General features: G+C 71.2%; 7 protein-coding genes. 3 read left to right on the top strand and 4 right to left on the bottom strand.

Going from position 1 to position 5,647, the window contains the following annotated elements; translation table 11 throughout:
* A partial coding sequence (locus PLP61_RS02220; protein WP_324499941.1) for a hypothetical protein occupies positions 1 to 337 on the top strand: 337 nt, incomplete at its 5' end.
* A gap of 52 nt (positions 338 to 389) precedes the next feature.
* Positions 390 to 1,529 carry an AI-2E family transporter gene (locus PLP61_RS02215; RefSeq protein ID WP_324499939.1) on the top strand — a complete coding sequence of 380 codons (1,140 nt, stop codon included), beginning with the start codon at positions 390 to 392 and terminating at the stop codon, positions 1,527 to 1,529.
* Between the two features lie 52 nt (positions 1,530 to 1,581).
* Here PLP61_RS02215 and PLP61_RS02210 read toward each other — a convergent pair whose 3' ends face one another.
* The 4 genes from PLP61_RS02210 to PLP61_RS02195 all read right to left on the bottom strand — a co-directional run bounded on the left by PLP61_RS02210 (position 1,582) and on the right by PLP61_RS02195 (position 4,738).
* Complete coding sequence (locus tag PLP61_RS02210; protein ID WP_324499937.1) at positions 1,582 to 2,109, bottom strand: ferritin; 528 nt, start codon at positions 2,107 to 2,109, stop codon at positions 1,582 to 1,584.
* Between the two features lie 16 nt (positions 2,110 to 2,125).
* A complete protein-coding gene (locus PLP61_RS02205) occupies positions 2,126 to 2,296 on the bottom strand; it encodes a hypothetical protein (protein WP_324499935.1) in 171 nt (56 codons plus the stop codon).
* Between the two features lie 62 nt (positions 2,297 to 2,358).
* Positions 2,359 to 4,356 (bottom strand): ethylmalonyl-CoA mutase, encoded by a 1,998-nt coding sequence (locus tag PLP61_RS02200; RefSeq protein ID WP_324499933.1) that lies wholly within the window; start codon positions 4,354 to 4,356, stop codon positions 2,359 to 2,361.
* Positions 4,357 to 4,429: 73 nt separating this feature from the next.
* Positions 4,430 to 4,738: an STAS domain-containing protein gene (locus tag PLP61_RS02195; RefSeq protein WP_324499930.1), complete on the bottom strand. Its 309-nt coding sequence runs from the start codon at positions 4,736 to 4,738 to the stop codon at positions 4,430 to 4,432.
* Positions 4,739 to 4,980: 242 nt separating this feature from the next.
* On the opposite strand from PLP61_RS02195, the gene PLP61_RS02190 reads away from it, so the two are divergent.
* On the top strand, positions 4,981 to 5,556 hold the full coding sequence (locus PLP61_RS02190) for a cob(I)yrinic acid a,c-diamide adenosyltransferase (protein WP_324499928.1): 576 nt from the start codon (positions 4,981 to 4,983) through the stop codon (positions 5,554 to 5,556).
* The last annotated feature ends 91 nt before the right edge of the window (positions 5,557 to 5,647 follow it).

The following is a 5,647-nucleotide window of genomic DNA, read 5'->3' as shown; positions in this document are numbered from 1 at the left end:
CCTGCTCCTGCCGACACTGTGGATCGTGCTCGCGTGGATCCTGCCGGTCGGCGGCACCAGCGGCATCTACCAGTTCCTGTTCTGGCTGGGCGTGGTCATCACCGTCCTGGGGCTGCCGGCGTTCGCCGCCTTCCTGGTCCGACTGCTGATCCCGACGGCCGAGCGGCTGCAGGGCCGGGAGAGGCTCACCGCCATCGCGGTGGTGCGCGCAGTGATGCTCGGCTCCTTCGTCCTCGGTACCCAGCACCCACGGATCCTCACCTGCGAGGACTTCACGATCAGCGGCAACTACGCACCCGAGAACTGCTCGCCGGGCACCGGCAGCACCGTGAAGTGACACCGTCGCCCTCGGGCCGGTCCGGGAGCGGCAACCACAGGGAGGTGCTCTGGTGACGACAAACGACGAGGCCACCCCGCGGCGCGGGGTCGCCGGCGCAGCGCAACGCGGGATCGCGGCACTCGAGCTGCCCACGTGGCTGAGGACCGCCGGTGTCGGGTCCTGGCTCGTGCTGGGTCTGGCCGGAGTCCTCGCCCTGGCGCTGCTGCTGATCGCGTTGGTCGCCGAGGTGGCCATCCCGCTGGCGATCGCCGCGGTGCTGGCAACGATCCTGGTGCCGCTCACCGACCGGCTCGAGCGGTGGCGGGCGCCACGCTGGCTGGGAGCCACCCTCGTGCTGATCCTGGGCCTGACGGTCGTCGTGGCGACAGGCGTGGTCGTCATCAGCGGCCTGATCAGCCAGAGCGACGAGATCTGGGCCCAGGTCGAGGAGTCCTGGCAGCACGCGGAGCGCCAGACCTCCTCCGGCGAGGGCGCGAGCGACGAGCTGGTCGCGCTCACCCAGAGCGTGGTCCGCACGCTCACCTCGGGGCTGCTCGGCTCCCTCTTCAGCTCTGTGGGCAGCCTCGTGGTCGGCGCCGTGCTCGCCCTCTTCGTGCTGCTGTTCCTGCTCAAGGACTGGGACCAGATCACCGGCTGGGCGGTCCTCCACGCCGGGGTGGCGCCGGCGGCAGCGCGTTCCATCCTCGACGGGACGGTCAGCGCGTTCCGCGGGTACGCCACCGGGCTCACGATCATCGGGGCGGCCAACGCCCTCGTGGTCTGGATCGGTGCACTGCTGCTCGACGTTCCGCTGGCCGGCACGATCGCGCTCGTGTCGTTCATCACGAGCTACGTGCCCTACATCGGCGCGTTCGTTGCGGGGGCGTTCGCGGTGCTGATCGCCTACGGCTCAGGGGGACTCGCGGTCGCCCTGGGCATGCTGGCGCTGGTCCTGCTGGCCAACAACATGATCCAGAACCTCGTGGAGCCGTTCGCCTTCGGAACCCGGCTGCGACTCCACCCGTTGGCGGTTCTCCTCGTGGTGACCACGGCGACCCTGCTCTTCGGGCTGATGGGCGCCATCCTCGCTGCCCCGCTGACCTCGGCGGGAGTCAGCGCCTACCACCGGGTCAAGGGGACGACCAGCGGGGACGCCGACGGGAGGCCGGACCCGGAGCTGCCGTCAGGGGAGGAGGAGGAGAGCGGCTAGCCGCGCCCCCGGTGGCCCGGCGTCAGGACGGGTCGATCCGACTGTCCGGGGCTCACGGCGCTCCCGCGGCGCGCGGCGCCGTCGGGTCGATGCCCCCACCGCCGCTCTCGCGCGCCACGTAGTCCTCGATGTTCTCCACGTCGTCGCGGTTGCGCTCGACCACCGCGAGCAGGTCGCTCATCGAGGCGACCTCCTCCACCTGCTCCTTGATGAACCACTGCAGGAACTGCTCGGAGGCGTAGTCGGACTCCTCCCGCGCGGTGCGCAGCAGACCGTTGATCTGTTCGGTGACCCGCCGCTCCTGGTCCAGGGCGAGTGCGACGGGGGCCACCACGTCCGCGAACGTCGACACCGGGGCCTCGACGCCCGGGATGGTCACCTCGGCGTCGATGTCGAGGAGGTACTGCACCATCATCATCGCGTGGCCGCGCTCCTCGAGCGCCTGGCGGTAGAAGTACGCCGCCATCTGGGGCAGCGTCAGCGCGTCGTAGTGGACGGCGATCGCGACGTACTGGTTGTGGGCGGCGAGCTCGTTGCCGATCTGGGCGTTGAGCGCGGCGGCGAAGCGTCCGGCAGGCACGGTTCTCCTCAGGTGGTCAGGCAGCCTTCGCAAGCCTCTTGCGCTGCTTGCGGGTGCGCACCAGCTTGCGCTTCCTGACCGTATACCCCGGAGGGAGGGTGCCGTCCTTCAGCATCCGGATCGGACACCGCCGGCAGCGTGGCTTGCTCACGCAGCACTTCTTCTTCGGCGGCTTCGGCTTGGACACCGCTCCAGGGTAGCGGCTCCGGGTAAGCCTAGCCTTACCTGTCCCGCATCCAGGGAGACTGGTCAGGCCAGGCCGTGCGCGGCGCGGATCACCCGGACGATGCCGGCCATGATCTCGGTGAGCCCGAAGTCCTTGGGGGTGTAGACCGCTGCCACCCCCCGCTCGACCAGCGCCCGCGCGTCGGACTCGGGGATGATGCCACCCACGACCACCGGCACGTCTTCCAGCCCGGCGGCGCGCAGGCCGTCGAGCACGGCCGGCACCAGCTCCATGTGCGAGCCGGAGAGGATCGAGAGGCCCACGCAGTGGACGTCCTCGGCGACCGCCGCGGCGACGATCTGCTCCGGGGTGAGCCGGATCCCCTGGTAGATCACCTCGAAGCCCGCGTCGCGGGCGCGTACGGCGACCTGCTCGGCCCCGTTGGAGTGGCCGTCCAGCCCCGGCTTGCCGACCAGCAGCCGGAGCCGCCCGCCCAGGGCCTCGCCGGTGGACCGCACCTGCTCGCGCACCGCGGCGAGGTCCGCGCCGGCCTCCGTCACACCGACCACCCCGCTCACCCCCGTGGGAGCCCGGAACTCCCCGAAGACGCCACGCAGCGTCTCCGCCCACTCCCCTGTCGTGGCACCCGCGCGGGCCGCGGCGAGGGTGGCCTCCATCAGGTTGGTGTCGGTCTTCGCCTCGGCGGCGAGCCGGGCCAGGGCCTCGGCCACGGCCGCCTCGTCGCGCTGGGCCTTCCAGGCGTTCACCGAGTCGATGGCCGCCTGCTCGGCGGCCGGGTCCGCGGTCTGGATCGCCGCGTCCAGGTCCGCGGTGAGCGGGGACGGCTCGGTGGTGGTGAAGGCGTTGACGCCGACGACCTTCTCCTCGCCGGCCTCGATCCGGGCCCGGCGTGCCGCGTGGGCGGACACCAGCGACTGCTTCATGTAGCCGGACTCCACCGCGGCGATCGCACCGCCCATGCCCTGCACCCGGTCGATCTCGGCTCGGGCACCGGCCACGAGCTCGGCCACCTTGGCCTCGACCACCGGCGACCCGTCGAAGAGGTCGTCGTACTCCAGCAGGTCGGACTCGAAGGCCAGCACCTGCTGCAGTCGCAGCGACCACTGCTGGTCCCAGGGACGCGGCAGGCCCAGGGCCTCGTTCCACGCCGGCAGCTGGACCGCCCGCGCCCGCGCCCTCTTCGACAGCGTGACGCCGAGCATCTCCAGGACGATGCGCTGCACGTTGTTCTCCGGCTGCGCCTCGGTCAGGCCGAGGGAGTTGACCTGGACGCCGTAGCGGAAGCGCCGCATGGCCGGGTCCTGCACGCCGTACCGCTCGCGGGTGATCTCGTCCCACAGCTCGACGAAGGCCCGCATCTTGCACATCTCCTCGACGAAGCGCACGCCGGCGTTGACGAAGAAGGAGATCCGACCGACGACCTTCTCGAAGTCGGCCTCGTCGACCTGCCCCGAGGCCCTGACCTGGTCCAGGACCGCGATCGCCGTGCACATCGCGTAGGCCACCTCCTGGACCGGCGTGGCTCCGGCCTCCTGGAGGTGGTAGCTGCAGATGTTGATCGGGTTCCACTTCGGGATCTGGTGGACGGTGTAGGCGATGACGTCGCTGATCAGCCGCAGGGAGTGCTCGGGCGGGAACACGTAGGTCCCACGGGAGAGGTACTCCTTGATGATGTCGTTCTGGGTGGTGCCGGCCAGCCGGCCGGCCACCTCGGCCGGGTCGGTCCCGGGGTTCTGCTCCTCGGCGGCAACCTGGTAGAGCGCCAGCATCCACATCGCGGTGGCGTTGATCGTCATCGAGGTGTTCATCTCGGTCAGCGGGATGCCGTCGAAGAGCCGGCGCATCTCGCCGAGGTGCGGCACCGGGACGCCCACCTTCCCCACCTCGCCCCGGGCCAGCGGGCTGTCGGGGTCGTAGCCGGTCTGGGTGGGGAGGTCGAAGGCCACCGAGAGCCCGGTCTGCCCCTTGGCCAGGTTGGTCCGGTACAGGGCGTTGGACGCCGCCGCAGTGGAGTGCCCGGCGTAGGTGCGCATGACCCAGGGCCGATCCTTCGTCGTCATGCATCGAGGGTAGGCGGGCCGCGGACCGGACGTCATCGTCTGGGAGTGTGAAGCGGCCAACACCGGCTCCGGCCTAGGCGGGCACCCGTTCCACCTCGAGCACCCGGATCAACCGACTCACGTGCAGCAGCCGACGGACGTTGGGGCAGCAGCCGCGGAGCCTGAGATGGCGGTCCCCCCGGGCCGCCTCGCGGGTGGCGACGGCCAGCACGCGCAGCGCGGTGAGGTCCACGCTGGTGACCTCGGTGAGGTCCACCACGACGTCCGCGTCCTGCTCGGCGAGGGTCCGGTAGACCGCCTCGCGCACCTGGCCGGTGCTCCGGACGTCGAAGTCGCCCTCGAGGACCACCCGTGGCCCGTCGATCTCGATCCGCATGCTCATCCCCGCTCCCCGGGGCCCCGTGACACCCCGGATCCGTCGCAGGCATCCCCCGATGCCGTCGGCCGCTCATCCGGGAAACGCAGGATGAGACGTCGATCACACCCACTATCGCACGCCACCGGCCGTCGGGGCCTCTCCATTTGCGGTGGGTCGCCACGCCGCCGCCGGGCCGGCCCTGGCGCCGGGCCCTCGCGGGGCTCCTCACGGTTCCCCCGGATCCGGGCACGACTACCCTCACCAGCATGGTCAACCTCACCCGCATCTACACGCGCACCGGCGACGGCGGCACCACTCGGCTGGGCGACATGAGCGAGACGTCCAAGACCGACCTCAGGCTCGCGGCGTACGCCGACGTGGACGAGGCGAACGCCCACGTGGGCGTGGCCCTGGCCCAGGGCTCGCTCGACCCCGACGTGGTGGCGCTGCTCACGCGCGTCCAGAACGACCTCTTCGACGTGGGAGCCGACTTCGCGACCCCGGTGGTGGCGAACCCGGCGCACCCCCCGCTGCGGGTCGAGCAGGACTACGTCGACCGGCTGGAGGCGTGGTGCGACAGCTACAACGAGGGGCTGGCCAACCTGCGCTCGTTCGTGCTGAGCGGCGGCACGCCGGGCGCCGCGCTCCTGCACGTGGCCCGCACGGTCGTCCGCCGTGCCGAGCGCTCCGCCTGGGCGGCGTACGCCGTCCACGGCGAGTCGATGAACGTACGGGCGATCACCTACCTCAACCGGCTCTCCGACCTGCTGTTCATCCTGGCCCGTCACGCGAACAAGGAGCAGGGCGATGTGCTCTGGATACCCGGAGGGGACAGGTCGTAGCGAGGGACGAGCGGAGACCTGGAGCCGACCAGCGGGCCGGAGGGGACAGGTCGTAGCGAGGGACGAGCGGAGACCTGGAGCCGACCAGCGG

Origin of the sequence: Nocardioides sp., assembly GCF_035429765.1 — a bacterium.
Lineage (GTDB): Bacteria > Actinomycetota > Actinomycetes > Propionibacteriales > Nocardioidaceae > Nocardioides.
This window is presented reverse-complemented; position numbering and strand designations above follow the sequence as displayed.